The 26,990-nt window shown below is 64.6% G+C and carries 28 protein-coding genes; 3 read left to right on the forward strand and 25 right to left on the reverse strand.

The window, feature by feature from the left end:
* Nucleotides 1–35: 35 nt before the first annotated feature.
* The 10 genes from lon to Q358_RS0112050 form a co-directional block, all read right to left on the reverse strand.
* Entirely contained in the window at nucleotides 36–2,474 is a 2,439-nt protein-coding gene (lon, locus tag Q358_RS0112005) for an endopeptidase La (protein ID WP_027962230.1), read from the reverse strand.
* Between the two features lie 79 nt (nucleotides 2,475–2,553).
* Nucleotides 2,554–3,789 carry a DUF945 family protein gene (locus tag Q358_RS0112010; RefSeq protein WP_027962231.1) on the reverse strand — a complete coding sequence of 412 codons (1,236 nt, stop codon included), beginning with the start codon at nucleotides 3,787–3,789 and terminating at the stop codon, nucleotides 2,554–2,556.
* 61 nt (nucleotides 3,790–3,850) lie between these two features.
* Nucleotides 3,851–4,324, reverse strand: coding sequence for a phosphatidylglycerophosphatase A family protein (locus tag Q358_RS0112015; protein WP_027962232.1), 474 nt, complete (start codon nucleotides 4,322–4,324; stop codon nucleotides 3,851–3,853).
* Nucleotides 4,321–5,286 carry a thiamine-phosphate kinase gene (thiL, locus tag Q358_RS0112020; protein WP_027962233.1) on the reverse strand — a complete coding sequence of 322 codons (966 nt, stop codon included), beginning with the start codon at nucleotides 5,284–5,286 and terminating at the stop codon, nucleotides 4,321–4,323. The genes Q358_RS0112015 and thiL overlap by 4 nt, the downstream gene beginning before the upstream one ends.
* Nucleotides 5,287–5,297: 11 nt before the next feature.
* Complete coding sequence (gene nusB / locus Q358_RS0112025; RefSeq protein WP_027962234.1) at nucleotides 5,298–5,795, reverse strand: transcription antitermination factor NusB; 498 nt, start codon at nucleotides 5,793–5,795, stop codon at nucleotides 5,298–5,300.
* Complete coding sequence (ribH, locus tag Q358_RS0112030; RefSeq protein WP_027962235.1) at nucleotides 5,792–6,286, reverse strand: 6,7-dimethyl-8-ribityllumazine synthase; 495 nt, start codon at nucleotides 6,284–6,286, stop codon at nucleotides 5,792–5,794. The genes nusB and ribH overlap by 4 nt, the downstream gene beginning before the upstream one ends.
* An 89-nt stretch (nucleotides 6,287–6,375) precedes the next feature.
* Nucleotides 6,376–7,545: a bifunctional 3,4-dihydroxy-2-butanone-4-phosphate synthase/GTP cyclohydrolase II gene (gene ribBA / locus Q358_RS0112035; protein ID WP_027962236.1), complete on the reverse strand. Its 1,170-nt coding sequence runs from the start codon at nucleotides 7,543–7,545 to the stop codon at nucleotides 6,376–6,378.
* 370 nt (nucleotides 7,546–7,915) lie between these two features.
* Nucleotides 7,916–9,064 carry a bifunctional diaminohydroxyphosphoribosylaminopyrimidine deaminase/5-amino-6-(5-phosphoribosylamino)uracil reductase RibD gene (gene ribD / locus Q358_RS0112040; RefSeq protein WP_027962237.1) on the reverse strand — a complete coding sequence of 383 codons (1,149 nt, stop codon included), beginning with the start codon at nucleotides 9,062–9,064 and terminating at the stop codon, nucleotides 7,916–7,918.
* A 12-nt stretch (nucleotides 9,065–9,076) separates the two neighbouring features.
* Complete coding sequence (gene nrdR, locus Q358_RS0112045) at nucleotides 9,077–9,550, reverse strand: transcriptional regulator NrdR (protein WP_027962238.1); 474 nt, start codon at nucleotides 9,548–9,550, stop codon at nucleotides 9,077–9,079.
* Between the two features lie 166 nt (nucleotides 9,551–9,716).
* Complete coding sequence (locus tag Q358_RS0112050; RefSeq protein ID WP_043488251.1) at nucleotides 9,717–10,175, reverse strand: copper chaperone PCu(A)C; 459 nt, start codon at nucleotides 10,173–10,175, stop codon at nucleotides 9,717–9,719.
* A 183-nt stretch (nucleotides 10,176–10,358) separates the two neighbouring features.
* Here Q358_RS0112050 and Q358_RS0112055 point away from each other — a divergent pair, with 183 nt between their 5' ends.
* Entirely contained in the window at nucleotides 10,359–11,180 is an 822-nt protein-coding gene (locus Q358_RS0112055) for a TlpA disulfide reductase family protein (protein ID WP_027962240.1), read from the forward strand.
* A gap of 60 nt (nucleotides 11,181–11,240) precedes the next feature.
* Complete coding sequence (dsbG, locus tag Q358_RS0112060) at nucleotides 11,241–12,017, forward strand: thiol:disulfide interchange protein DsbG (RefSeq protein ID WP_027962241.1); 777 nt, start codon at nucleotides 11,241–11,243, stop codon at nucleotides 12,015–12,017.
* A gap of 92 nt (nucleotides 12,018–12,109) precedes the next feature.
* Here the strand turns inward: dsbG and Q358_RS0112065 are convergent, their stop codons facing one another.
* From Q358_RS0112065 to Q358_RS0112110, 10 genes are all read right to left on the reverse strand, one after another.
* On the reverse strand, nucleotides 12,110–13,147 hold the full coding sequence (locus Q358_RS0112065) for a c-type cytochrome (RefSeq protein ID WP_027962242.1): 1,038 nt from the start codon (nucleotides 13,145–13,147) through the stop codon (nucleotides 12,110–12,112).
* A 13-nt stretch (nucleotides 13,148–13,160) separates the two neighbouring features.
* Nucleotides 13,161–13,811, reverse strand: a complete 651-nt coding sequence (locus tag Q358_RS0112070) for a c-type cytochrome (protein ID WP_027962243.1) — start codon at nucleotides 13,809–13,811, stop codon at nucleotides 13,161–13,163.
* 19 nt (nucleotides 13,812–13,830) lie between these two features.
* Entirely contained in the window at nucleotides 13,831–15,168 is a 1,338-nt protein-coding gene (locus tag Q358_RS0112075; RefSeq protein WP_027962244.1) for an ATP-binding protein, read from the reverse strand.
* Nucleotides 15,165–15,854, reverse strand: a complete 690-nt coding sequence (locus Q358_RS0112080) for a response regulator (protein WP_027962245.1) — start codon at nucleotides 15,852–15,854, stop codon at nucleotides 15,165–15,167. Before Q358_RS0112080 ends, Q358_RS0112075 begins: the two co-directional genes overlap by 4 nt.
* Before the next feature lie 157 nt (nucleotides 15,855–16,011).
* A complete protein-coding gene (locus tag Q358_RS0112085) occupies nucleotides 16,012–16,425 on the reverse strand; it encodes a DUF6691 family protein (RefSeq protein WP_027962246.1) in 414 nt (137 codons plus the stop codon).
* Complete coding sequence (locus tag Q358_RS0112090) at nucleotides 16,422–16,895, reverse strand: YeeE/YedE family protein (RefSeq protein WP_027962247.1); 474 nt, start codon at nucleotides 16,893–16,895, stop codon at nucleotides 16,422–16,424. Before Q358_RS0112090 ends, Q358_RS0112085 begins: the two co-directional genes overlap by 4 nt.
* Nucleotides 16,896–17,055: 160 nt before the next feature.
* Nucleotides 17,056–18,819, reverse strand: coding sequence for a SulP family inorganic anion transporter (locus Q358_RS17385; protein WP_051530359.1), 1,764 nt, complete (start codon nucleotides 18,817–18,819; stop codon nucleotides 17,056–17,058).
* Nucleotides 18,820–18,843: 24 nt separating this feature from the next.
* Nucleotides 18,844–19,710: an MBL fold metallo-hydrolase gene (locus Q358_RS0112100; protein ID WP_027962248.1), complete on the reverse strand. Its 867-nt coding sequence runs from the start codon at nucleotides 19,708–19,710 to the stop codon at nucleotides 18,844–18,846.
* A 218-nt stretch (nucleotides 19,711–19,928) separates the two neighbouring features.
* Nucleotides 19,929–20,120 (reverse strand): YgaP family membrane protein, encoded by a 192-nt coding sequence (locus Q358_RS0112105; RefSeq protein ID WP_027962249.1) that lies wholly within the window; start codon nucleotides 20,118–20,120, stop codon nucleotides 19,929–19,931.
* Nucleotides 20,121–20,169: 49 nt separating this feature from the next.
* On the reverse strand, nucleotides 20,170–20,658 hold the full coding sequence (locus Q358_RS0112110) for a DsrE family protein (RefSeq protein ID WP_027962250.1): 489 nt from the start codon (nucleotides 20,656–20,658) through the stop codon (nucleotides 20,170–20,172).
* Between the two features lie 430 nt (nucleotides 20,659–21,088).
* Between Q358_RS0112110 and Q358_RS0112115 the strand changes: the two genes are divergently transcribed.
* A complete protein-coding gene (locus Q358_RS0112115; RefSeq protein WP_027962251.1) occupies nucleotides 21,089–21,601 on the forward strand; it encodes a gluconokinase in 513 nt (170 codons plus the stop codon).
* A gap of 75 nt (nucleotides 21,602–21,676) precedes the next feature.
* Here Q358_RS0112115 and Q358_RS0112120 read toward each other — a convergent pair whose 3' ends face one another.
* The 5 genes from Q358_RS0112120 to glyA form a co-directional block, all read right to left on the reverse strand.
* Nucleotides 21,677–22,978, reverse strand: a complete 1,302-nt coding sequence (locus Q358_RS0112120; RefSeq protein ID WP_027962252.1) for a TRAP transporter large permease — start codon at nucleotides 22,976–22,978, stop codon at nucleotides 21,677–21,679.
* Nucleotides 22,978–23,559: a TRAP transporter small permease subunit gene (locus tag Q358_RS0112125; protein ID WP_027962253.1), complete on the reverse strand. Its 582-nt coding sequence runs from the start codon at nucleotides 23,557–23,559 to the stop codon at nucleotides 22,978–22,980. The genes Q358_RS0112120 and Q358_RS0112125 overlap by 1 nt, the downstream gene beginning before the upstream one ends.
* Nucleotides 23,560–23,633: 74 nt before the next feature.
* Nucleotides 23,634–24,668, reverse strand: coding sequence for a TRAP transporter substrate-binding protein (locus Q358_RS0112130; RefSeq protein WP_027962254.1), 1,035 nt, complete (start codon nucleotides 24,666–24,668; stop codon nucleotides 23,634–23,636).
* A 66-nt stretch (nucleotides 24,669–24,734) separates the two neighbouring features.
* A complete protein-coding gene (locus Q358_RS0112135; RefSeq protein WP_027962255.1) occupies nucleotides 24,735–25,502 on the reverse strand; it encodes a FadR/GntR family transcriptional regulator in 768 nt (255 codons plus the stop codon).
* Nucleotides 25,503–25,682: 180 nt separating this feature from the next.
* Entirely contained in the window at nucleotides 25,683–26,948 is a 1,266-nt protein-coding gene (glyA, locus tag Q358_RS0112140) for a serine hydroxymethyltransferase (RefSeq protein WP_027962256.1), read from the reverse strand.
* Between the last annotated feature and the right edge of the window lie 42 nt (nucleotides 26,949–26,990).

Below are 26,990 nucleotides of genomic sequence, written 5' to 3' on the forward strand. Positions count from 1 at the left end.
TGACCCCAAGGGGTGGGGTCAGACCCCAAGGATACTCAGCCGAAGACTATCTTGGCCACGTCTTCGTAGCGCTTGGCGAAATGCACGGTGACGCCGTCCTTGAGGTGGTCGGGCAGCTCGTCATAGTCGCGGCGGTTGGCGTCGGGCAGGATCACCTCGAAGATGTCGCTGCGCCTGGCGGCAATCACCTTCTCGCGGATGCCGCCCACCGGCAGCACATGCCCGGTCAGGGTCAGCTCGCCGGTCATCGCCAGGTTGCGGTCGATGGCCTGGTGCTTGGCCAGCGACAGCAGCGCGGTGGTCATGGTCACCCCCGCGGAGGGGCCATCCTTGGGGGTGGCGCCCTCCGGCACATGCAGGTGGACGAAGGCCGAGTCGAAGAAGTCGGCATCGGCCCCGAAATCGGCCAGATGGCCCAGCACATAGCTGTAGGCAATATTGGCCGACTCCTGCATCACGTCCCCGAGCTTGCCGGTCAGCTTGAAGCCACGGTCCAGGGAGTGAACCTTGCCCGCCTCGATGGGCAGCGTCGCCCCTCCCATGGAGGTCCAGGCCAGGCCGGTGACCACGCCCTCGCCGCTGAGCACCTGTTCCTTGCGGAACAGCGGTGCCCCCAGGTACTCCTCGAGGTTCTTCACCGAGACCTTGACCGACTGCTGGTCATTCTCCAGCAGCTTGACCGCCGCCTTGCGCACGATGCGATGCAGCTGCTTCTCGAGCTGGCGCACCCCGGCCTCGCGGGCATAGCCCTCGATGACCTGACGCAGTGCCGCGGCGGTCAGGTTGATACGCTTCTTGGGAATGTTGTCGCGCTTGAGCAACTTGGGCCATAGATGATTCCTGGCGATCGCCATCTTCTCCTCGGCGATATAGCCGGAGAGACGAATCTGTTCCATGCGGTCGATCAGCGCCGGCGGAATCGAGTCCAGGGTGTTGGCGGTGCAGACGAAGAGCACCTTGGAGAGGTCCAGGCGCACATCCAGGTAGTGGTCGAGGAAGTCGACGTTCTGCTCCGGATCGAGTACCTCGAGCAGCGCCGAGGCGGGATCCCCCTGGAAGGACTGCCCCATTTTGTCGATCTCGTCGAGCATGATCACCGGGTTCTCGACCTCGACCTCCTTGAGGGCCTGGGCAATCTTGCCGGGCATGGCCCCGATATAGGTACGCCGGTGGCCCTTGATCTCCGCCTCATCGCGCATGCCACCCACCGAGAAGCGGTAGAACTCGCGGCCCAGCGCCTCGGCGATGGAGCGCCCCACGGAGGTCTTGCCGACCCCGGGCGGCCCCACCAGCATCACGATCGAGCCTCCCACGTCACCCTTGAAGGTACCCTCGGCCAGGAACTCGACGATGCGTTCCTTGACGTCCGCCAAGCCGTCGTGATCGCGGTCGAGCACCCCCCGGGCGTGAGCCAGGTCGAGCTGGTCCTGGCTGTGCACCCCCCAGGGCATGCTGGTCAGCCAGTCGAGATAGTTGCGCGTGGTGCCATACTCCGGCGACCCGGTCTCCAGCATGGAGAGCTTGTCGAGCTCTTCCTCGATGCGGGTCAACACCTTGGGCGGCACCACCAGGCTCTCGAGGCGGTCGCGAAAGGTGTCGACGTCGCTCTCACGGTCGTCCTTGGAGATGCCCAGCTCCCGCTGGATCACCTTGAGCTGCTCGCGCAGGAAGAACTCCCGCTGGCGGTCCTGCATCTGGGCGTTGACCTGGTCGCTGATCTCGCTCTGCAGCTGGGCGACCTCGATCTCCTTGCGCAGCAGCGGCAACACCTTCTGCATGCGGGCGAGCACGGGCAGCGTGGCCAGCACATCCTGCAGTTCGTGCCCCTTTGCCGAGGTGATGGCGGCGGCAAAGTCGGTCAACGGCCCCGGCTCATGGGGGCTGAAGCGGTTGAGATAGTGCTTGAGTTCCTCGCCATAGAGCGGGTTGATCGGCAGCAGCTCCTTGATGCCGTTGATCAACGACATGGCATAGGCACGCGTCTCGTCGGCCTCGGCATCCACCGGCTCGCGCGGATAGCTGACCTCTACCAGATAGGGCGGCTCCCGGGAGATCCAGCGCTGGATCCGAAAACGCTGCAGGCCCTGGGCGATGAACTGCAGCTGATCATCCTCGCCCTGCAGCTTGTGCATCTGCACGGCGGTACCGAACTCGGGAAAGTCGTCATCCGCCATGTCTCCCGGGGCAGCCTCGCCGACAAAGGCCAGGCCCACGGTCTGGTGAGATGTCTTGGCGACGCGCTCGATCGTATCGTCCCAACGCTCACGATTGATGACCAGCGGCTGCACCTGGGCAGGGAAGAAGGGGCGGTTATGGATGGGCAGCAGATAGATACGCTCGGGCAGCGCCTCCCGGGCCGGCACGACGGAGCGATTGCCGCCCTCGGACGCCGCGTCGGAGGCAGAGTCCGCGTCCTGCTCATCATGAATCCATTCCGGCTCATCCGCACTCGGGCGGTCCTGTTCGTCGCTCATGGTGTCTCCGTGTCCAAGCAGTTGGGCTGATGCCAATGCAATGTGGAATGCGGGCGACGAGCGATAACTTCAAGTCCGGCTATCTCCACAGCGGCGGCAACGGTCGGCCATTGACGCGGACCTTGCCACGGATGACATCCACCACCAGGTCGTCGGTGCCTAACGGTAACCCGAGCCACAGGGACACCACGGTAGGCACCTCGCGCCAGATGAAGTCACCGTCGAGGCGACGTCGCCAGCGGGCCTGCTCGGCGGCCTCATCGAGACGCGGGAAGCTGAGCTCATCGAGATGGCGCGGATCAAGAATCAGCGCCCCCTCCCCTTGAGCCGAAACGCCGAGCATGGGGCTGTCGAGATCCACTTCGGTAATATCCAGGCGCGGTGAATCCTGAAGCACCGCCTTGAACTCGGCATCCAGCTTGCGAAGCAACTCCCGCGGCGTCTGGTGGCGACCGTGAAGCACCTCATCGCGCAAGCGGCTGAACAGACTCCGCAGGGCCCCGGCATGCAGCCGCGAGAGCTGTGCCTCGACGCGCCCCGTCAGCAGGACCTGATCGGCCGTCATCAGCTGCCCGATGTCGAGCTCACCCTCGAGGCACAACTCGCTGTCGTCGAGCTGCATGCGACTACGGTAGACCAGTTCGCTGCCGTCGAGTTCGAGATCCGGCTGGCGCCAGGACAGCGACTCCAGGTGAAGCAGGTCATGCTGAGTAAAGTGGTAGGCACCGGCCGTATACGCATAGCGACTCTCGAGGCTGGTCGGACCCGCCTCGAGGCTGGCGACTCCATCGGTGAGGCGCCAGGGCTTGAGCCTGGCGCGCAGCCACCAGTCGCCATATTCACCGCCGAAGCTTACCTGGCCCCCCTGGAAATCGAGCTCACGATCCCCCTGACGAATCAGAAAGGGCGCAAGCCCGATGCTGCCCTCGAGCGAACCGCCCAGGGTCTTATAGCGGGCATGCCAGCGCGGCGCCGAGGACGGCAAGGCATCGCCGAACAGTAGCTCGCGTGCCGGCCCCAGGGCCGGCTGAATGTCCCCCTCCAGCCGCGTGCTGAGCACCCCGTGACGCGCGTTGTAGGTCAAGGCAAGCTGCCAGTCGTTGCCCAGCAGCGGAGCAATCACTATTCGTCCCGACGAGGAGAGCCAGCCGCGCTCGATGGCGGTACGTTCGACAACCAGCTCACCACGCGCCTCCAGATCCCGCAGGGTACGCACCAGTTCGCGCTCGAAGAGCCACGAAGCGGTGTATTGGGCCACGCCCCAGACCAACGCCAGCCCTACCACCACGGGTACGATCAGTCGTTCCTTGCGCATGGTGACCCCCTTCCCTGTCGCGCCCAGGCAGCCGCCAGGTACTGGCGTCGCGGCCTGTCATCTAGTGTAACCAGAACCACAGGTGCATCAGGCTCCAGGCGAAGATGCCGGCGAGTACATCGTCGATCATGATACCGAAGCCACCGGCGACACGGCGGTCGGCCCAGCGAATGGGGAACGGCTTGATGACATCGAACACCCGGAACAGGACGAACCCCCAGAACGCCGATTCCCATGAGAAAGGCACGGCCGCCATGGTGATCCAGTAGCCCACGAACTCGTCCCAGACGATACCCGAATGATCGTGGACACCGAGGTCGCGTGAGGTCTTCTCGCAGAGCCAGACGCCCCAGATGAAGGCGATAACGATGACGCCCCAGTACCAGGAGAGCGGTAGCTCGGAAAGCAGCCAGTAGAAAGGAATGGCCGCCAGGGTACCAAAGGTCCCCGGCGCCCAGGGCACGGCACCGCTACCCAGGCCGAAGGCCAGGAAGTGCGAGGGACGATGCCAGACGCTGGAAGGGGCTCGACTCATGAGGTGCCTCGCGGGTTCAGGGCCCGAAAATGCTGCCAGCCAGTATGCCGAGACGCCTCGACACCGCTCACGCCGGGTGTCTTCGTGAGTTGGCCGACAACCGTCAACGGCAATGATAACGCCGCCAGGCGCCGCCGGGCCTCGTCCAGATGCCCGGCGGGCAGACATAACAGCAGCTCATAGTCATCGCCACCGGTCAGCGCCGCCTGGCGAGCCTCCTCTTCTCCCAGGGCTTCGACCAGCCCGTCGGCCAGCGGTAGTGATTCGAGTTCGAGATGGGCACCGCCTCCGGAGTGCTCGAGGATATGGCCCAGATCGGCGAGCAGCCCATCCGAGATGTCCACCGCCGCCGTGGCAAGCCCCGTCAGGGCCTGGCCGGCGGCCAGCCGCGGCTGGGGAGTGAGGTAACGGCAAAGCAGCGGATGAGCGAGATCACGCTCTCCCCCCTCCCAGGCAGCCAGGCCACCGGCCCCGCCACCCAGGGCACCGGTCACCACCAACAGATCGCCGGGGCGGCCGCCGCCTCGGCCGAGAGCCGCCTCGGGGGCCACCTCGCCCATCACCGTGACACCGATGGCGAGCTCGCCACGGGTGATGTCACCGCCGGAAAGATGCGTGCCGGTGGCCTCGCAGAGCGCCAGAAAGCCGCGCGAGAAGCCTTCCAGCCAGGCATCATCGCTGTGCTCCAGTGCCAGCGACATGAAGCACCAGCGAGCCTTGGCACCCATGGCGGCCAGGTCGGACAGGCTAACCGCCAGGGCGCGATGGCCCACCGCCTCGGCGGGCGCGTCCGACGGAAAGTGGACCCCGAGGACCGAGGTATCGACGCTTACCGCGAGCCGCTGCCCCTGGGCCGGAGCCAATAGCGCGCAGTCATCGCCTACCCCCATCACCACACCGGAATCGGGCCCGGGGGTGGCGGGAGTAAAGTAGCGTGCGATGAGTTCGAACTCGCTTTGCATCCGGTGACCCTTCAGCGGCGGCGGGCGGCTACCTCGGCGCCACGCAGGCGCCCGGCAAGCTTGTCGAGAATACCGTTGACGTACTTGTGGCCATCGGTCGCACCGAATGACTTGGCCAGCTCGACGCCCTCGTTGATCGCCACGCGATACGGCACATCCAGGCGCCGCGAAAGTTCATAGGTTCCCAGGCGCAGGATGGCCAGCTCGATGGCATCGAGTTCGTCGAGCGTGCGATCGAGCAGAGGGGCGATGGAAGCGTCCAGGTCGGCACGGAAACGGGCCACGTTATGCACCAGCTCATGGAACAGCGCCAGATCGGCGATCTCCATGACCTTATGCCAGTTCTCGTGATCCTCGAGGTCATCATCGGCCAGCTGGCTGCGGAACTCCATCTCCACCGCGCTAATCGACTTGCCGGTCATCTGCCATTGATAGAGACACTGCACCGCCAGCTCACGGGCGGCACGCCGCCCCTGCTGTGCCTTGGAGGGCGTGCGCTCGCGGCTCATGCCTCCTCCTCGGCGCCGCCGCCCAGCTGGCGCATCAGCGAGACCATCTCCATGGCCGCCATGGCCGCCTCGGCGCCCTTGTTACCGGCCTTGGTGCCGGAGCGCTCGATGGCCTGCTCGATGGAATTCACGGTCAGCACACCGTTGGCGATGGGCGTCTCGAACTCCAGCTGCAGGGTGCCCAGCGCCGAGTTGCAGCTGCCGGCCACGTATTCGAAGTGCGGCGTGCCACCCCGAATCACGGCACCCAAGGCGATCACCGCCTCGGGGCGTGCCGCCTTGATCACCTGCTTGACCGCCAGCGGCAGCTCCCAGGCGCCGGGCACGTGGACGATGTCGATATTCTCGGCATCGACGCCATGGCGTACCAGGCTATCCACGGCGCCCTCTACCAGGCTGTCCACTACATGATGGTTGAAGCGTCCCACCACGATCACATAGCGACCGTCGACGTCGACGAAGCTGCCTTCCACTTGAGAAATGGGTTCCATGTCGGGTTCCTGCTGAGGCTCACTGGCGCGGTAATCCGCGCCGGGTGTTAAGTAAAGTTCGGAATGAAGCTTGCTGAGTGGCAGACGGCTCACTCGCCGGCGGCATCATCGCTGCTGGCCGACACGTCTTCGGGGCCAAGTCGCTCCACCACTTCCAGGTCGAAACCGGATAGCGCCGAGAACTTCCAGGGCGAACTGAGCAGACGCATCTGGCCCACGCCCAGATGGCGCAGAATCTGGGAGCCGGTGCCGATGGTCAGGTAGTTGCCGGCGCCGTCGGAGTCACTGGTGCGCGGGGCGCGGCGGCGCTCCAGGAAGGTATCCAGCTGATCGCGTAGATCCTGGGCCGGTCGCCCCTGATCGAGCAGCACGAAGACGCCGCGCTCGCTGCGCGCCACCTCGGCGATGGCCCGATGAGAGGTCCAGTGACCGCTCTCACCCTTATGCAGACAGAGCAGGTCACGCATGGTATCGGCCAGGTGCACGCGCACCGTGGTCGGCGCCTCGGGGTTCGGCCGCCCCTTGACCAGGGCCAGGTGATGAGCGCCCTGGATGCTGTCGCGGAAAACGTGAAGCGTCAGCTCACCGTAGGCGGTCTGTACCTGAGTGGCCTCCACATGATCCACGGTCTGCTCGTTGTGGATGCGATAGTGGATCAGGTCGGCGATGGTGCCCATCCTGATGCCGTGCTGCTCGGCGAAGCGCTCGAGCTCCGGGCGACGCGCCATGGTGCCATCGTCGTTCATGATCTCGCAGATCACACCGCTGGGGTCGAGTCCGGCCAGGGCGGCCAGGTCGCAGGCGGCCTCGGTATGTCCCGCCCGGCGCAGCACGCCGCCGGGCTCGGCCATCAGCGGGAAGATATGGCCGGGCTGGACGATATCCTCGGCCTTGGCATCGTGGGCCACGGCGGCCTGAACGGTACGCGCACGGTCGGCGGCGGAGATACCGGTGGTGACGCCCTCGGTGGCCTCGATCGAGAGGGTAAACTTGGTACCGAAACCGGAAGCGTTGTCGTTGACCATCAGGGGCAGCTTGAGCCGTTCGCAGCGGCTGCGGGTCATGGGCAGGCAGATCAGGCCCCGGGCATGGCGCGCCATGAAGTTGATATGCTCGGCATGAACCTTCTCGCCGGCCATGATGATATCGCCTTCATTTTCACGATCCTCATCATCCATCAGGATCACCATCTTGCCCTGGCGGATATCCTCGACCAGGTCTTCGATGGGGGCCAGGCCCCCGGCAGTGGCGTTCACCATGAGTTCTCCAGAAATTCCACGCGGCGGATGTTGGCTAGTGGCGACAGCCGCGTCGCCCACCGGCCACACCTCACCTCGAAACGGCGTCAGGGTACCTTGGCGCGGCAGCGGGCGCCAGTAAAGTGGACCTTGGCGCGGCAGCGGGCACCAGTAAAGTGGACCTTGGCGCGGCAGCGGGCGCCAGTAAAGTGGACCTTGGCGCGGCAGCGGGCGCCAGTAAAGTGGACCTTGGCGCGGCAGCGGGCACCAGTAAAGTGGACCTTGGCGCGGCAGCGGGCGCCAGTAAAGTGGACCTGGGACCTCTCCTTCGGCTTGCCCCCAGAGCCCCTCGTGCTGCTTGCCCCAGCGCCCCTCGTGCAGGGTGACGAAGCTATTCCTGCGGCTTACTACGCCGCCGCGGGCAGGCGGTGATACGCCAGTCCTGCCCCACGGCGCGGATATCCTGGATATCCAGGCCACGCTGATGGGCCATGGTCTCGATGCCGGCGAGCTGAAACAGCGGCCGGGCATCGCCGCCGAGCAAGGTCGGCGCCACGAACAGTTGCATCTCGTCGACCAGGCCCGCATCCAGCATGGCCCCGGCCAGGGTCGCCCCGGTCTCCAGCAGCACCTCGTTGGCCTGCTCTTTCTCGGCCAGGTGGCGCAACAGGGCCTCGAGATCGACCCGCCCGTCGCTGCCGGCGGGCAGCGTCAACACCTCGGCGCCGGCTCGTGACAGGCGGGCGATGCGTTCCTCCTCGACGCCCTCCACGGTTACCACCAGGGTTCTCCCCGGCTCGGTCAGGCAGGCCGCCGCTTCCGGCAGGCGCAACCGGCTATCGACGATGACGCGCAGCGGCTGACAGGCGGCGATGGCGGCGGCATCGTCGAGGCCGAGCTGGTCGGCACGCACGGTCAGCCGCGAATTGTCGAAGATCACCGACTCCACGCCGGTGAGCACGGCGCTCGAGCGCGCACGCAGGCGCTGAACCTGGCGTCGCGCCTCGGGCCCCGTAATCCACTGCGATTCACCGGACGGCATGGCGGTACGACCATCGAGGCTCATGGCCATCTTCAGGCGCACGAAGGGGCGGCCGTGGTCCATGCGCAGGATAAAGCCGGGATTGAGGGCCTGGGCCTCTTTCTCCAGCACCCCCACCGTCACCTCGATGCCGGCATCGCGCAACCGCGCGATGCCACGCCCGGCCACCGCAGGGTTGGGGTCCTCCATGGCCACCACCACCCGGGCCACCCCGGCCTCGATCAGCGCCATGCAACAGGGGCCGGTACGGCCGGTATGGGAGCAGGGCTCAAGCGTCACATAGGCGGTAGACCCCCGGGCGTCCTCACCGGCGGCCGTCAGGGCGTGTACCTCGGCATGGGGCTCGCCGGCACGTGCATGATACCCCTCCCCCACCAGGCGCCCATCCTTGACCAGCACACAGCCGACTCGAGGATTGGGATGAGAGGTATAGAGGCCGCGCCGAGCCAGCTCGAGGGCACGGGCCATCCAGGCTTCGGGGGGCTTGAGATGGGCCATATGGGCTCCGATTCAGCGAGAAGAGGTCTGGTCGGGGTCCTCGGCGAGACGCTCGATCTCGGCACGGAATTCGTCGATATCCTGGAAGCGGCGGTAGACCGAGGCGAAGCGGATATAGGCCACCTGATCGAGACCCCGCAGCGCCGCCATGACCGCTTCGCCGATGTCCCGGGCATGAATCTCCCGCTCGCCTCGGGCGCGCAGGGTCTGGCGAATGCGCTGCACCGACGCCTCGGTCGCCTCGGCGCTGACCGGACGCTTTTCCAGGGCTCGCAGCATGCCGGCGCGGAGCTTCTCCTCGTTGAAGGCCTCGCGGGAGCCGTCGTCCTTGATCACCCGCGGCATGATCAGTTCGGCGGTCTCGTAGGTGGTAAAGCGCTCGCTGCAGGCCACACACTGCCGGCGGCGACGCACCTGGCCCCCTTCGGCGACGAGCCGCGAATCGGTGACCTTGGTGTCGTGGGTGCCGCAGAAGGGACAGTGCATGGCAGGGTTCCAGAACAAGAAAACAGGACTCGTCGCATTGTAGCGACTCAGGCCCCGTTCGCACAGCGCAGCCGCTCAGTGCCCCGTGGCTATCACCGACAGCCTACACCGTTCGGGGCTGATCTGGCGGCACGCCTGAATTTGCGTCATTGCGATGGCCTGGAGGTCAGTGCCCCATGGCCTCGATACGCCGCACCGGTACGTCGAGCGTTCGGGTGTCGCCACCGTCGAACTCCAGGGTCAGCTCTATCTTGTCACCCTCATGCAACGGCGTGGCCAGGTCAATCAGCATCAGATGATAGCCGCCCGGCGCCAGATGCACTCGCTCACCGGCCGGCACCGGGATCGACTCGACCTGACGCATCTGCATCACGCCGTCCACATTGACATGGTTATGCAGCTCCGCCGCCTCGGCGCCCGGGGTGCTGGCCCCTATCAGGGAACGCTCAGTTTCACCGTCATTGTGAAGCACCATGAAGGCTGCCGTGGTCGTCGAGACCGGCGGCACGGCCCGCACGTGGATATCCTCGACGCTCAGCGTATCGGCCAGTGCAGCGCTGCTGATCAAGGTGGCAAGCAGCGCCACCAGCGAACCACGCCGGGCCAGGGAACAACGTTGCAGCATGGGGGTGATCCTCACGATAATGGAAGCCAAAGATCACAGCATAGGGCAAATCGAGCCATAGGGTCGCGTTTGCGACATAACGCCCCAGGGTGATGGAGTTAATGCGCCGCTAATGGTTGTCTGTCAGGCTCTCGGCTCCTGGCGTGAGTGCCAGTGAATCAATCGGCAAGGAGCCTTGTTCCCATGCAGGCATTGAACCAGAGCGTCGCCGTGGGTCCCATGGGATTCTCGATCGGCCAGCTGCTGATCATCCTGGCCTTCGGCATCGCCCTGCTGACCGGTGCGCTGATCGGTCGCCGCCACCGCACCCCCACGGCGGACACCCTCTTCAACCTGCTGTTGATCGCCCTGATCGGTGCGCGGCTGGTGTTCGTGACGCGTTACTGGAGCAGCTATGACGGCATCCTCTCGCTGCTGGATATCCGTGATGGCGGCTTCAACCCTCTCGGCGGTCTCGTGGCCGGCGTGGCATATGCCGCCTGGCGGCTATGGCGTTCGCCCCGCCAGCGGCGCCCGCTGAGTGGCGCCCTGCTGGCCGGCACGCTCGCCTGGGGGCTGACCGCTGGCCCCCTGCTGTTGATCGAGAAGCAGGGCCGTCCAATCCCCGACACTCCTCTCACCACCCTGACGGGCGACGCTACCGACCTGCCCGAGCTGGCGGAGCGTCAGAACAAGCCTCTGGTGGTCAATCTCTGGGCGACCTGGTGTCCGCCGTGCCGCCGCGAGATGCCGGTATTCGAACAGGCCCAGGACGAGGCCGGCGATATCACCTTCGCCTTCGTCAACCAGGGTGAGAACGTGGCGTTGGTGAACCGTTTCCTCAACGAGCAGTCTCTGGAACTGGACAACGTGCTTCTCGATGCCCGGACCGCTCTGGGCGATGTCATCGGGGCCATGGCCATGCCCACCACGCTGTTTTTCGACGCCAAGGGGCAACTGGTGGATACCCATTTCGGTGAGCTCTCTCACGCTACCCTGCGCCAGGGACTGGAACGCCTACGCTGATGCCCCGAATTCAAGCAGGGCCATTGAGCCTTCATGTCAACCGCACAAGGACTTCTTCCCATGCGACATCTTCTCAAGATGCCGGCGATCGGCGCCCTGACTCTCGCCTTCACGGCTCCCGCCCTGGCCAATGATGACCTGAGTGCCGACGACCTGCCGGCACCGGTGGCCGCCCTGACCGATCAGGGCCTGACCATCCACGGCGAGTTCGAGGCGCCGGCCGGGCTGACCGGCTACGGTGCCAGCCACTCGGCCGGGGAAGTCGCCATCTATCTGCTGCCGGGCGGCGAGCATGCCATTCTCGGCACCCTGGTGGATGCCGAGGGCAACAACCTCTCCGAAGCCGCGCTGGACAAGCATGTGCGTGCCGCACAGTTTGCCGAAGTCTGGCAGGACCTGGAGGCGAGCCACTGGATCGCCGACGGCAGCTCCGATGCCGAGCGTATCGTGTATGTCTTTACCGACCCCAACTGCCCCTACTGCCGCCAGTTCTGGCACGAGGCCCGCCCCTGGGTCGAGGCCGGCGAGGTGCAGCTGCGCCATATCATGATCGGCGTGCTGGCCTCGGACAGCCCGGCCAAGGCCGCCGCCCTGCTGGGCGCCGACGACCCCGCCGCCGCCCTCCATGCCCATAGCGGCGAAGGCGACGAGGTCGACGCTGCCCCTCAGTCACGCGAGGTCGAGGAGCAGGTCTACGCCAACAACCAGCTGTTCGATTCGCTGGGTTTCATCGCCACGCCCACCACGCTCTATCGCGACGGGGATCGTGTCGATCGCGTCGAAGGCGTGCCCAGCGCCGAGCGCCTCGAGGAGGTCATGGGCGGCCCCAGGCCCTGAACGGCAACCACCCTTCAGCATGCGAAAGGCCCCACCCGGCACGGCAGCCGGGTGGGGCCTTGGCGAGAAGGGACAGTCCCTGATGGTACGACTCACTCCTCGACGTCGAGGCTCTCGAAGCGCGGCACGCCGACGTTCCAGGGCTCGACCTCGTCCCCCTTCTCCCCCCAGTTGGCGTGATCGGCGAGGCGATGACCATCGACCTCACGCTCCTGGCCATAGCTGGAGTGCTTGTGGAAGGTAGGGCCGAACTTCTCCACCACCTCGTCCACGCTGCCGGTGTAGCGCGGGTCCTGCGGGCGCTCCTGCCGGGTCATGTAGTAGGCGATGTCCCACGCCTCCTGATCGGAGAGCGACAGCGGCTGCCCCAGCGGCATGTTGTTCTTGATGAAGCCGGCCGCGGTGTGGGTGCGCACGATGCCGGCTCCCCAGTTGTTGGAGCCATCGCCCCAGGTGGCGGGGAACACGTACTCGCCGTCCTGGTAGAGACCCGAGCCATCCTCGCTGTGGCAGACCGCGCAATTGTCCACGAACAGCTGCTCGCCATTCGCATAGCTCAGCTCGTCGGGGCGCTCCGGTGCCGGGAAGCCTCGCCCGTAGATGGGCTGGTCCGGATAGACGGGCGCTCCCTTGGCCAGCCACCGGTGGTAGGCCGAGAGCGCCAGCATGTCGTCGCTGCCGTACGCCGGCGGGGTACCGTTCATGGAGTAGGCGAAACAGCCGGCAATACGCTCCTCCAGGTTGTTGACGTGCTGGTTCTTGCCGCGAAAGTCCGGCAGGGTCACCGCGGCCGGCCATACCGGAGCGCTGAACGGCTGCCGTCCCTCTCCCAGGTGGCAGCTGGAGCAGTTCATGTCATTGAAGACGTTCTTGCCACGCAGCTGCTGGGTGTTGGTGAAGAGATCATAGCCACGGCGAATGACGGCCTTGGCCTGCGGCTTCATGTCGGCGGCCTCGAGGTCCGCCATGGTCGGCGGCACATGCACCAGTTCACCTTCCTGGGGCGCCGGATAGCCCATCTCCACCAGCGTGTCATAGGGGTGGCCATCGGTCTCTGCCCAGGCGATCAGGCTTGCGCCGGCGGCCAGCGTCGCACCGGCCAGTACCAGCATCTTCCTGCGATTGATCATTGTCTGTTCCCCCTTACTCGTCGGTCGCCGGCTGGCTGGACAGCCAGGCCGCCACGGCACTGATGTCCTCGTCGCTCATGCGCTTGGCAATCGCCCCCATCAGGTTTTGCGGGTCGTTGGCACGGCGGCCCTCCTGCCAGGCGTGCAGCTGATTCTCGATGTAACCGGCATGCTGACCGGCGATACCCGGGAAGGTGCTGCCCACGCCCTGATTGCCGGGCCCATGGCAACTCTTGCAAGAGACGATGTACTCATCCCAGTCGCCACGCAGGGCAATCTGCTCGCCGCGAGCCAGCATCTCCGCGTCGACATCACCGCCCTCTGCGTCGGTGACCGGCAGCTGACTGTAGTAGGCCGAGACATCGGCAATCTGCTGGTCGTCGAGCCCATCGACGAACGGCATCATGGTGGGTGCCTCGCGACTCCCCTGCTTGACGTCATGCAGCTGCTTGACCATGTAGTCGGCGTCGAGCCCCGCCAGACGCGGCCAGGACTCCCCTCCCGGGATGTTCATGCCGCCACCATCGGCCTGATGGCAGGCCACGCAGGTTCCCGCCGCCGCTTCGCCACGCTCGGCGTCTCCCTCGATCGCCACGGCCTGGCCAGAGGCCAGACCGGCGCCCAGAAGCAGGCCGAGCCCACCCAGGATCCTCTTGCTCGTCATTGGTCTTCTCCTTGTCATGTCATGCCCTCTCCGGGGCAGTATCACTGGCCTGAACGGGAAGGGTCAGGCGTGCTTCCAGCCCACCCCGTTCGGGGCCGGCAAACGCCAGGTGACCACCGAAACGCTCGGCGATCGCCACCACGATGGCCAGACCCAGGCCACTGCCATGCTGCTTGCTGGCACGCCAGAAGCGTCCGGCCATCTGTTTCAGGGCGTCGTCATCGACGCCAGGCCCCTGGTCGATCACCCGCAGCGTCAGGAACCCGTGGCCTTCACTCTCCGCATCGAGGGTCACTGTCGATGCCTCGCCGCCGTGGCGCAGGGCGTTATCGATCAGGTTGCGCAGCGCGGTCACCGCCAGCTCCCGCGGCAACGCCAGCGGTGCCTCGGGCCACGCCTCCGGCAATTCGAAGCGTGAGATCGGCGCACCACTGTCGCGTAGCGCCAGGGCCACCACCTCCGCGGGCCGGCAGAGGGCACCATCCTCGAAGGCCAGCCGCCCCTCCACGCGGGCCAGCATCAGCAGCTGGTCGAGAATACGCGCCAGGCGCTCGACGCCCTCCTCGGCGTAACCCACGGCATCACGCGCCGCCTCACCCTCGACCCGGCTGGCGACCTGAAGGTGAGTCTTGATGGCGGTGAGCGGCGTTCGCAGCTCGTGAGCGGCATCATTGGTGAAGCGCTGCTCACGCACGATGGCCTGCTGAACCCGTGCCAACAGGCCGTTGAGCGTTTCCACCAGCGGACGCAGCTCGCTGGGCACCCCGTAGGTGGCCACCGGCGCCAGGGCATCCGGGTGGCGACGCGCCAGGGAGTCACGCAGCCGAGCGATGGGTGACAGGCCACGCACCACACCGATCCAGAGCGCCACCAGGCTGCCCAGCATGGCCACCACGAAGGGCACCGTGGCCACCTTGATGACATTGCCGAGCAGCATGTCGCGCTCGTCCATGCGGTCGGCGGTGGTAATGGTCAGCCCGTTCCGCGCGTAGGTGAACACTCGCCAGGTCACGCCGCCCTCTTCGCGGTAGGCGTGCCCACCGACCTCACCCACCCTCAGGATCGACTCCAGATCGGTGTGGGTACGGGCCATGATCTCCCCCCGGGGCGAGTGCACCTGGCAGGCCAGCCCTTCGATGGGCGGGATCGACAACGCACGCCGATCGGCCTCGAGCCACACCTCCTGGGGCAGCTGTGCCATGAGTCCCGCGACCATGCGCGCCGACTGGGCGAGGCGCTGATCCAGGGTGGCCACGAACTGCTCTTCCAGATCACGCAGCAGCCAGGCCGCCGCCAACCCCCAAAGCAACACCAGGGTGATGCCAAGGGTGACCAGCAGCCGTGTGCGCAGGCTCACGACCGCTCCTTCTCGGCGGACTCATCCAGCGGCGGTCCCAGCCGATAACCCAACCCACGTACCGTCTCGATCAACTCGCTGCCGAGCTTGCGCCGCAGGTGGTGGATATGCACATTGAGCGCATTGCTCTCCACATCCTCGCTCATGCCGTAGAGGCTATCCTTGAGCTGGTCTGCCGAGAGCACGCTGCGCGGCGCTTGCAGGAAGGCCTCCAGCAACACCAGCTCACGCCGCGACAGCGCCACAGGACGACCATGGAGACTGACCTCGCGGGCCACCGGGTCGAGGCACAGGGAACCGTGTTCGATCAGGGGATGAGAACGCCCCGCGGCACGACGCAGCAACGCCTGCAGTCGAGCCACCAGTTCGTCGAGATCGAAGGGCTTGACCAGGTAATCATCGGCACCGCCCTGCAGGCCCGCCACCCGGTCGCTGACCGCATCGCGGGCGGTCAGCACCAGGACCGGGGTGGTCACTCCACCATCGCGCCACTCCTCCAGAAGGTTGAGGCCGTCACCGTCGGGCAATCCGCGATCGAGGATCACCACATCGCTATCGACACTCTCCAGGACGCGACGTGCTTCGGTGATGCTGGCTACATGGTCAACGACATAGTCGTGTACGGCGAGCCCGGCACAAATGCCCGAGGCCACCAGAGCATCATCCTCGATCAGCAATACGTGCATGGAATAAGGTCCTCTTGTTTGGCGATATCCTGTCACCACACTATTAAGCCCGCGTTAATCTCTCCCTGGAGATAAGCGAATTGCCGGTATCCATTGGTTGTAGACAAGAACTCCCCCACAGACATAGCCTGCGGGGGAGTTTTGACGAACCTCAAGTTCAACGACGTCCAGGAATCGCCCTGGCCAGGAACCAGCCCGCTGACATGGCGATCAGCATCGCCGCAAGCGGAGCGGTCAGCCCACCGACGGAGGCAAGGGCAGGCCCCGGACAGTAGCCGGAGAGCCCCCAGCCGATGCCGAACAGTACCGAGCCACCGATCAGCCGACCATCCAGATCCTGACGGCCAGGCAGCTGGAAGGCCTTGCCGTAGATCGGGCCGGCTCGCCTGAAGGTCAGCCGATAGCCGATAAAGTTGGTGACCACGGCACCCCCGAGCACAAACATCAGGGTCGGGTCCCAGGCGCCGGCAATATCCAGAAACCCCAGCACCCGCGACGGATCCGTCATGCCGGAGATGCCGACGCCCAGTCCGAACAGCAGGCCGGCGATATAGCCCATCAGCGTTTTCATGCGCCACCCCCGATCAGGTGTCTAACCACATAGACGGTGATGATACCCGCCACCAGGAAAGAGAGGGTCGCAACCATCGAGCGCGTCGACAGGCGCGCCAGCCCGCACACGCCATGGCCGCTGGTGCAGCCGCTTCCCACGCCGGTTCCCAGGCCTACCAGCAAGCCGGCCACCAGCATCAGGGCCACGCCGCCGGCGGGCTCGCCGATCACCTGCCCCGTTACATCGACGCCACTACCGGCCACGTTGCCCTGACCACCGCCCAGCAGCATCAGCACCAGGGGGCCGCTGATCAGACCAAGCAGGAAGGTAAGCCGCCAGGCACTGTCACCCTTGGGTCGCGTCGTGATCAAGCCGCCGATGATGCCGCTGATGCCGGCAATGCGACCCAGGGTTGCCATCAGCCAGGTCGCGGACAGGCCGATCAGCATTCCGCCGGCCAGCCCCTGCAGGGATGAATTCCAGTCCACTCTTCTCTCTCCTTGGGTACTGTCAGGAATACCGCATCGATAGAAACATTGTTTATCCGGGGCTCACCCACCTGGGACTGTCCCCGGTCGATGCTCTTCGCCAGCATCGGTGCCACTGCCGCGGATAGTCCCTTCTGGTGAACACATGTTCGCAACAACGCTAGGGTGGTGTGCTTGCCTGCAGTTCGGCACAACGCCGCGACAGGCTGCCATCGCTCTCGCCGCGCAGTTCACACCAGGCATCATAGGTGCTCAGGAACACTTCGCCGGTCATCTCACGGCAAAACTCGGTACGCTGCAGGCGATCCATCACCGGACCCTTTACCTCGGCCAGATGGAGACGCACGACAGAGTCTCTGAGGCGAGTATTGATCGCCTCCAGGCTTTCCAGCGCCGAGGCATCGATGACGTTGACCGCCTGACAAGCCAGTACGATATGCTCGAGGCTCGGCTGTCCGGCCGCCAGCTCCATCACGGTGTCCTCCAGGTAGCGCGCATTGGCGAAGTAGAGGCTCTCGTCGACCCGCAGGATCGCCAGGCGCGTGTCGGTCTCCACCTGGTGGCGCTGCACGTTGCGAAAGTGTTCGGTGCCCGGTACCCGCCCCACTACCGCGCTGTGGGGTCGGCTGGTGCGATACAGGTGCAGCGCCAGCGACAGCCCCACTCCCACCATGATCCCGCTTTCCACGCCATGCCCCAGGGTGATGACGATGGTGGCCAGCATGGCGGCGAAGTCACCGCGCGAGTAGGCCAGGGTGCGCCTGATCGCGCCGAGATCGACCAGCGACAGCACCGCCACGATTATGGTGGCCGCCAGCGTGGCGATGGGCAGGTAGGCGATCAATGGTGTCAGCAACAGCGCCGCCACGCCGATGCCTATTGCGGTAAAGGCCCCCGCGGCCGGCGTCTCGGCCCCGGCATCGAAGTTCACCACCGAACGCGAGAACCCCCCGGTAACCGGCATGCCACCGGTCAGCGAGGCGGCGATATTGGAGGTGCCCAGGCCCACCAGTTCCTGGTCGGGGTCGATGCGCTGGCGGCGCTTGGCGGCCAGGGTCTGGCCCACCGATACCGACTCCACGAAGCCGACGATGCTGATCAGCAGTGCCGCGACAAACAGCTCGCTCCATAGGCCACCGTCGAACCCGGGCAGAGTCAACGGCGGAAGACCGGCCGGTACCTCACCGACGACCGCCACGCCCCGCTGGTCCAGGCCCAGCCCCCAGCTCGCCAGGGTAGTGGCCGCCACGGCCAGGATCGGCGCCGCCTTGGCCAGCATGTCCGCCGGGCGTGCCGGCACGCCGAGCCGGGACAGACCAGGCTTGAGCCAGCGCCGTGCGACGTGGAGAAATACCAGTACGCCTGACCCGATCACCAGGGTCGGCAGATTGACGCTACCCAGCCGGCTACCCAGCGCTATCACGAGCTCCAGCAGGTTATGACCGTTCGCCTCGACGCCCAGCACATGCTTGAGCTGACTGGCGGCGATGATCAGCCCCGAGGCGGTGATAAACCCCGAGATCACCGGGTGGCTGAGGAAGTTGGCCAGAAACCCCAGGCGCGCCATGCCCATCAGGGTCAAAATCCCCCCGGACAACAGCGCCAGTACCAGGGCCGCGCCGAGATACTCCGGCGAGCCCTGGGGGGCCACCTGCCCCACCGCCGCCGCCGTCATCAGCGAGACTACCGCCACCGGCCCCACGGCCAGGGTGCGGCTGGTGCCGAATACGGCATAGACCACCAGTGGCGTGATGCTGGCATAGAGCCCCACTTCGGGCGGCAGTCCCGCCAGCATGGCATAGGCCAGCGACTGCGGGATCAGCATGATGGTGACGATCATCGCCGCCAGCAGATCGCTGGCCAGGGCGCTGCGCCCATAGCCGGGCAGCCATTGCAGGATCGGCAGATAACGTTTCGGATTCACACGATTCGCCTCGGCTGTCGATGGTCAGAAGGTGTTGATGGGCACCTTCAGGTAAATCTGGCCGTTATCCTCGGCGGGAGGCATCTGGCCGGCGCGCATGTTGACCTGCACCGAGGGCAGAATCAGCCTGGGCATGCCGAGGGTGGCATCACGCTCGGTGCGCATCTTGACGAACACCTCTTCACTGACGCCCTCGTGGACGTGCACGTTATGCGCGCGCTGCTCGGCCACCGTGGTCTCATGCTGGAACTCTTTACGCTCCGGCGCCTTGTAGTCGTGGCAGAGGAAGAGTCGCGTCTCGCCCGGCAGTGCCAGCACCTTCTGGATGGAGTGATAGAGCGTCCGGGCATCGCCACCGGGAAAATCACAACGGGCGGTGCCGTAATCCGGCATGAAGAGGGTATCGCCGACGAAGGCGGCATCGCCGACCACATAGGTCAGGCAGGCCGGCGTATGTCCCGGCGTGTGCAGCACTCGTCCCTCGAGGTTGCCGATATGGAAGGTGTCACCCTCCTCGAAGAGGCGGTCGAACTGGCTGCCATCCCGAGCGAACTCGGTGCCGGCATTGAACGCCTTGCCGAAGACATCCTGCACCACGGTGATATTCGCGCCGATACCGGTCTTGCCACCCAGTGCCCCGTGCAGATAGGGCGCCGCCGAGAGGTGGTCGGCATGCACGTGGGTTTCCAGAACCCACTCCACCTCGAGGCCGTTATCGCGCACGAAGGCGATGATTTCGTCGGCGGAACGCACATCGGTGCGTCCGGCGGCATAGTCGAAGTCGAGCACCGAGTCGAGAACGGCGCACGACTTGCTGTCGGGATCCTGCACCACGTAGCTGAAGGTGTTGGTAGGCTCGTCGAAGAAATGCGTCACAACTGGCTTGGACATGGGAAATCAACCTCCGTCGGGTGTCGCTTGCCGGGGAACGAGGCCAGCATAGCCCAATAGATGTTCTAAGGATAGATCAATTTAGAATATAAGACATCTCCTTCCCGATGACATGCCCTGCGTCCCGTCACCCATATCGAGCTCTCGGAACGCACGGCGCCCGCGACCAGAGGGCCGCGGGCGCCGTGCTTCGTTGCCGATAGAAGAGTCGGCCGTGGCTATTTCTTCAACTTGCAGGTATTGACGCCCAACAGCTTGTAGGCCGGGCAGAAGTTGAACAGGCCGGTGGCCAGAGGCACCACGCCGACCCAGCCCCAGACACCGATGGTGCCGGTCAGGGCGAGCAGGATCAGCAGCGCCCCCACCACGATGCGCAGACTCTTGTCGATACCGCCCACGTTGCTTGTCATATCACTCTCCTGAATAGGTAAAAGGCCTGGAAAGGCAGGCAGCGGCCACCTAGAAGGTGGAGACCGAAACCGTCGGATCACGCATCAGCTCGGCGATCGGACCCGGTGCGGCGACGCCGATACCATCACGCAGCACTTCTTCCCCATAATCACGGTTGGGCAGATAGATCGCACAGACGTCCACCTGGGCGCCGTTGTCCATCAGCATCTGCAGGATGCCCTCGGGGGTTACCTGTCCGGCAGGGTTGCTCGGCGGGGTGTTGATGGGCTCGGCACTCTGATAACCCTCCACGGCCAGATCACCCGCCTGGTCGCAGAGCAGCACCCGCAGGTCGCTTCCCTGCTGCTGCATGGCATTGGACAGGATCATCGCCATACCCTGGGTCTCCAGGGAATCGCTGGTCAGGATCACCAGCGCCTTATCACTCATGGCCCGACCACTCTCGTCCTTGTCACCGAGACTGTCAGCCGATGCGGCACCGGAGAGGCCAATGGCGGCAGCCGCCGCCGTCAGAGTCAGGGTCTTTTTAACGCTCATTGGTACACCTCATGCTTGGTAGTCAACGTATCCACTATTGGCGGGCACCTGACGCGGGGACCTCAACGCCTCCCCACCACCCCATAACCAAAAGCTATAAGCTAATGAAAAAATTCGATCTAATTGAAGCGTAGACCAGAACCGTCGCCACTGGCATGAGACATGTGGCCGCACCTTGATACAGATCATCCTGGATCGCGACCGTTCTGCCACAGGACAGGAGCTCGCTGCGGGCAGCCCCTACCCGAGTCTCGGTCTCGACACAATGCTGCCCCACAGGCAGGTGGCGTTAGCCGGGGTCATCGCCATTACGTCGACCCTCCATGCGAAGAAAATGACAATTGCCTTGCCTCTCCATAGTGAGGGTTTTACTCTAGCAACATGCTAAAAAAAGCCCTTGCCATATATCATTAACGAGAGTCATAACAGGATGTCGACGACCCCTGAGCTTGTGCTTGTAATGGGTGTTTCTGGATCGGGAAAATCGTTTATCGGCCGAAAAGTCGCCCAGGCTATCTCGGCCGATTTTATCGATGCCGATGACCATCACAGTCCCACCAGCATTGCCAAGATGGCGCGCGGCGAGCCCCTCAATGACGGCGATCGTGAAGGGTGGCTAGTCACCCTGTCGGACTTCTACCGGGAGCATCACCGACAGGGACGCTCGCTGGTCATCGGCTGCTCCGCGCTCAAGCGCCGCTATCGTGACACCTTGCGCGGCGGCGCGCCGGGGCTCCAGATTCTGTCTCTGCAGGGTAGTCGCGAGCTTCTCCTGGCTCGATTACGCGCCAGAAAGGGTCACTTTTTCCATGGTGACCACATGCTGAACAGTCAGCTCAAGGACCTGGAACCGCCGGGGGTCGACGAGGCCTTATGTCTCGACATTTCCCATTCCCCCCAGGTCATTGTCGAAATTTTTATTCGTCATTTACGTAGTCGCTAATCTTTTTTACACCTTTATCCATGTAAAAGAAAAGGGAGGCTAAAAGCCTCCCTTCTTCATTGCATTGTCAATATTTCACAGTGGCCATATTGCCAACTGCGGCCAGAGAAGAAGCGTCGCCAGCACAAGAAGCTGTATGGCCATAAAGGGTAATACCGACAGGTAGATATCCTTCAGGCTGACCTCCGGCGGCGCTACGCTCTTGAGGTAGAAGGCCGCGGGGCCGAACGGCGGCGACAGGAACGACACCTGCATGTTCACGGCGAAGAGAATACCGAACCAGATGGGGTCATAGCCCAGTTCCGTGACGATAGGCAGGAAGATCGGCAGCGCCAGCATGGCGATGCCGATCCAGTCCAGAAACAGGCCGAGCACCAGCATGATCGCCATCATCACCAGAATGATGACGATGGGGGCCACCTCCATGCCGAGAATCAGGTCGGAGACGAAGCGATTGCCGCCCATGAGGTTGTAGACGCCGACCAGAGCAGCGGCACCGATACCGATCCAGATGATCATGCCGCAGGTGTTGAGCGTCTGGGTAAGACTGTGGTGCAGGATGGCAGTGCTGAACTCACCGCGCAGCACAATGGCCAGGAGCACACCAAACACGCCCATGGCCGCGGCTTCGGTCACCGAGGCGATGCCACCATAGATGGTACCCAGCACCAGAAAGGCGATCATGCCCGGCAGAAGAATCGCCTTGGCCGCCTCGAGCTTGCTGGCGAACGGGTTATCCTGGGTCTCGGCGGTCAGCGGCGGGCCCATCGCCGGGTTCTTCAGGCAACGCACCAGCACATAGGCAATATAGGAGCCCATCAGTATCAATGCCGGCGTGATCGCCGCGGTAAACAACTCGGCGATGGAGACGCTGGCGATCAGGCCATAGATGATCAGCACGATCGAAGGCGGCATCATGGTTCCCAACGCCCCGCCGGCGCACACCACGCCGATGGAGAGCCGCTTGTCATAGCCCAGGCGAAGCATCTGCGGTAGCGCCAGGATCCCCAGCAGCACGATCTCCCCGCCGATGATTCCCGACAGCGCGGCGAGGAAGAAGGCGACCACGATGGTCTGGACCGCCACGCCCCCGGGCAGACGCCCGGCGAACACCCGCATGGCGTTGAACAGATCCTTGGCGATGCCCGAGCGGTCGAGCAGCGAAGCCATCAGCACGAACATCGGCACCGCCACCAGGGAGTACTCGGTGATGAAGCTGAACACCCGGCTGGTGACCAGCGGCAGTGCCGTCTCGCCGAACCAGCCGAAGGTGAAGACCATGGCCACCAGGCCGGTAATGAAGGCCAGCGGCAGGCCGGTCACCAGCAGGCCGAAGATGGCGGCGATCATCAGGATTGTGGCTGTCCCGATATCCATCAGTGTGCCTCCTTGTCGGCGGGCTCGGAAACATCGGGACGGGCGCGGATCGACTGCATCACATGCAGCAGCGCCTGAAGGGTCATCAGCGCCAGGGCGAAGAAGATCATCCCCTTCACCATGGCGGGAAAGGGGGGATTCCAGGAGGTACCGGAGCGCTCCAGCTGCCATTCGCCAAAGGGGTTGTGAGAGGCGCGCCAGAACATGTGGAAGGCCGCATAGCTCATGGCCAGGCAGAAGCCCAGGGTCACCAGGTCATTGAAACGGTCCATCCAGCACTTCAGGCGAGGCCCGGCCGCGTCATAGAGGACACGCACGCGGATGTGGGCGTTTTTCGCCATGGCGGCGGGGCCACCCAGGGCGAAGGTCACCGCCACCAGGAAGACCACGCTCTCGTGGACCCAGGAAGTGGGACTGTTGAAACCGTAGCGCAGGAAGACTTCGACCACGCTGATGCCCATGGCGATCAGCACCAGCCAGGCGGCACCGCGAGCTCCCCGGGCTACCAGGCGATCCAGGGCAGTGCGTTCGGGGCCGAGATTCTCGGCCGGTTCACGGCTATCTTGAGAAACTTGGGGCATGACGGGTCTCGGTACGCCTCGTCCGGACCATGCCCGGACGAGGCTCAGCTTGTCAGGAAGTGAATGGGGTCGACTTACATCAGGTTACGGCTCTGGAGAAAGTCGACGACGGAGTCGTAGACCTTCTGGTTCATCTCGCTGCGCTCGGCCCAGGCCGCCCACTCATCCTTGGCGATGTTACGGAGCTTGGCGCGCTCCGCAGGTGCCATGTCGATCAGCTCGATGTCCGGGTTCTGGCGCGCCTCGGCGACGGCCTCGAGGTCCAGCTTCTTGAGTTCGAAGACCATTTCGTAGGCAAGACGGTCCACCGAGGTCTCGAGTATCGCCTGGAGGCTCTCCGGCAGGCCATCCCAGATCTCCTTGTTGAGCGACACCGCCACCATCGGCAACGAATGGAAGCCCGGATAGCTAGGATAGTTGGCGAAGCTGTGCAGCCCCTGATTGTGGTTGGTGGAGAATACCGTGTAGTCGGCGGCGTCGATCACGCCCTTCTCCAGCGCGGTATAGACCTCGGAGCCCGGCAGATTGACCGGCGCAGCACCGGCCTTCTCGAAGATGTTGTAGACCATGCCCTCCGGGGCACGCACCTTCAGGCCTTCGAGGTCCTCCACGGTGCGGATCGGCCGAGTCGAGGGGAAGGACTCCAGACCCGTGGCCGCGGCGCCGATCAGCTGCACGCCGTAGGGGTTGACCAGCTCGTTGTAGAGCGCCTCGCCACCGCCGTGATTCATGTATTCGAGAAACTCCAGCGGATCACCCCAGGCGCCCACCAGGTTACCGAGCATGCCGAAGGCCGGGTCACGGCCGGAGAAATAGCTGGGATCGGTCAGGTGGCCCTGGAGAATCCCGGACTGCACGGCATCCAGGGTCTGGTTGGCCTGGACCACGGCGTTGACCGGCAGGATCTCGATCTCGATACGGCCGTCGGACATGGCGTTGACATTGTCGGCCCATGCCTTCTTGAGCTCGAACTGAGGCTCACCGGCGGTCTCGGAGGTCTGGAAGGTCCATTCGTATTCGGCCGCCTGCGCCGAAAGGGCCACGGCACCGAGAACGGCGGCGGTCAGTCCCTTGAGGGCAAAGGCGGGTAGCGGCTTGAGCAATGGCATGGGTTGACTCCTTGTTATGGCGTTCGAGCTATCACATGGTCGGCGATTGCCGCGACTGTCGAGCACTCAGCTCGACGGGAGTTCTGCCGCGCCCGGCAGGCACGGCCGAAGTGAAAATGAGTCGAAGAAATTAGCAAAACCGAGATCGAGCCCGGTGCGTTCCAGCACCGACAACGCCGCCTTCTCCGCCTGTTCCGGCTGGCGCAGGCGGATCGCCTCCAGCAGCTGGCGGTGACGCTCCATGCTGTCACTCAGTTCTGCCGCGCTATGGTTAGAGGTCTCTACCAGCAGACCGATGGCTGGCTTGAGCATATGGCTAAGCTGGGCCCAAAGCAGGTTGTGAGTGGCCGCGAAGATCGCTTCGTGGAAGGCGACGTCATACTCGTCATGGCTGCGTCCCTCGAAGCGTCGGTCGGGCGCCTCGAGGGCGCGAATCATGTTGTACCAGGCCGTCTCGATAGCCAGCAGGTCGGCGGCGGTTGCATGCTCGGCCGCCAGCCGCGCGATGAAGGGCTCAACTGCCACGCGAAAGGCGAAAATATCGCGCCGAATGCGCGGGTTGGGCTTCGCGAAACGGGCCATCCAGTCGCTGACCCGTGGATCCAGCAGGTGCCAGTGCGTGAGCTCGCACACACGACTGCCCTGCCCTGAAATGCGCACCACCATGCCCCCCGAGACCAGCTGCTGCAGGGCGCTGCGCACCGTGCTGCGGCTAACGCCGTAGGTGTTGCAAAGATCGAGCTCCCGGGGCAGGAAACTGCCCGGGGCGTAGACGCCGGCGAAGATGTCACGCGCCAGTTCCTCGGCGATCCTGGGGTTGCGGGGTGTCGGCATGAGCGACCTCTGTACGACCTGCCTGATGCTATGTCCGACATAGGTTGGATCAGATTGTGAGTGCTCGCCTCTATACTTTAGTCATATCAAACAGCAAGACCCCGTCAGGCGGGGTGCCTGACGGGGTCTTGAAGAAAGTCAACGGAGGCAGACGGGGCGCTGACGCCCCGTCTGCTGTGATCAGCGGTAGACCGGGAACTCGGCGCAGACGGCCTCGACCTTGGCCTTGACCTCGGCTTCGACGGCGGCGGAGTCCTCGCCTTTCGCCATCACGTCGAGGATATCGCAGATCCAGCCGGCCAGGGCCTGGCACTCACTCTCGCCGAAGCCGCGGGTGGTCACCGCCGGGGTACCGATGCGCAGGCCGGAGGTAACGAAGGGGCTCTGGGGGTCGCCGGGCACGGCGTTCTTGTTGACGGTGATATGGGCACGCCCCAGGGCGGCGTCCGCATCCTTGCCGGTCAGCTCCTGCTTGATCAGCGAGAGCAGGAAGAGATGATCCTCGGTGCCACCGGAGACGATGTCATAGCCGCGCTCGAGGAACACGCCGGCCATCGCCTGGGCGTTCTTGACCACCTGCTGCTGGTAGGTCTTGAACTCGGGTGCCATGGCCTCCTTGAAGCAGATCGCCTTGGCGGCGATGACGTGCTCCAGGGGGCCACCCTGACCGCCCGGGAAGACCGCGGACTGCAGCTTCTTCTCGATCTGCTCGTCGCCCTCGCTGGAGAGGATCAGGCCGCCGCGCGGGCCGCGCAGGGTCTTGTGGGTCGTGGTGGTCACCACATGGGCGTGAGGCATCGGGTTCGGATAGACACCGGCGGCCACCAGGCCCGCCACGTGGGCCATGTCGACCAGCAGGTAGGCGCCCACCTCATCGGCGATCTCGCGGAACTTGCCCCAGTCGATGATCTGGGAGTAGGCGGAGAAACCGGCGATGATCATCCTGGGCCGATGCTCACGGGCCAGCTTGGCGACTTCCGCGTAATCGATGCGACCGGACTCGTCGATACCGTACTGCACCGCATGGTAGTGCTTGCCGGAGAAGTTGGGCTTGGCCCCGTGGGTGAGGTGGCCGCCGGCATCGAGACTCATGCCGAGCACGGTATCGCCCGGCTTGACCAGGGCCTGGAAGACGGCACCGTTGGCCTGGGAACCGGAGTGGGGCTGGACGTTGGCGTAGGTGGCGCCGAACAGCTCCTTGGCATAGTCGATGGCCAGCTGTTCGACGATATCCACGTATTCACAGCCGCCATAGTAGCGCTTGCCGGGATAGCCTTCCGCATACTTGTTGGTCAACTGACTGCCCTGGGCCTCCATGACCCGGGGGCTGGCATAGTTCTCGGAAGCGATCAGCTCGATATGCGCCTCCTGGCGCTGCACTTCCTTCTGCATGGCATCCAGGAGGGCATCATCGAAACCGGCAATCGTCATGTCACGGCTGAACATCGGCGGGGAACCTCGTATCACGGGGGACAGGTAAGTCACGGC

The sequence above is a fragment of the Halomonas halodenitrificans DSM 735 genome (assembly GCF_000620045.1).
Lineage (GTDB): Bacteria > Pseudomonadota > Gammaproteobacteria > Pseudomonadales > Halomonadaceae > Halomonas > Halomonas halodenitrificans.